The organism is Nitratireductor sp. CH_MIT9313-5 (assembly GCF_037029545.1).
Taxonomy (GTDB): Bacteria; Pseudomonadota; Alphaproteobacteria; order Rhizobiales; family Rhizobiaceae; genus Chelativorans.
Genome location: NZ_JAYMER010000025.1, coordinates 1 through 572, shown reverse-complemented (window position 1 = coordinate 572; position 572 = coordinate 1). Strand labels below are relative to the sequence as shown.

Sequence of the window (572 nt, the reverse complement as noted above, 5' to 3'; positions counted from 1 at the left end):
GGCCGCAGTCCCGTTGGAACAGGCGCCTTCAAGTTCGAGGAATGGCAGGCCAACTCACGTGTGGTCATTACCCGTAACGAAGATTACTGGGATGGGGCAGCCCCCCTCGAGGCCGTGATCTACCGGCCCATCACCGATACCAACACCCGCATAGCCGAAATGCTCTCAGGCGGACTCGATGTCATGGTGGAGGTTCCCCCGGACAGTCTCCAGCAGTTCCGGGATGATCCCAACTTCAATGTCCATGAGCAGGCGGGCCCGCATGTCTGGTTCCTGATCCTCAACATGAAGGAAGGTCCTTTCGCCAAGAAAGAAATCAGACAGGCCGCCAATTATGCGATCGACAAGAAGGCGCTGGTGGAAAACATCCTGCAGGGAACTGCGGAAATAGCCGCCGGACCTACACCGCCCGCCTTTGCCTGGGCCTATAATGAGGACCTCCAGCCCTATCCCCATGATCCGGAAAAGGCCCGGCAACTGCTTGAGGAGGCAGGCTATGACGGTGAAGAGCTGACCTTTTACGTCACCGAAGGCGGCTCGGGCATGCTCGACCCGATCGCCATGGGCACCGC

At 59.1% G+C, this 572-nt stretch carries 1 protein-coding gene; it reads left to right on the top strand.

Annotated elements, in window-relative coordinates:
• The coding region (locus WA367_RS16715) for an ABC transporter substrate-binding protein (protein WP_336057916.1) at window positions 1–572 on the top strand (572 nt) is incomplete at both ends.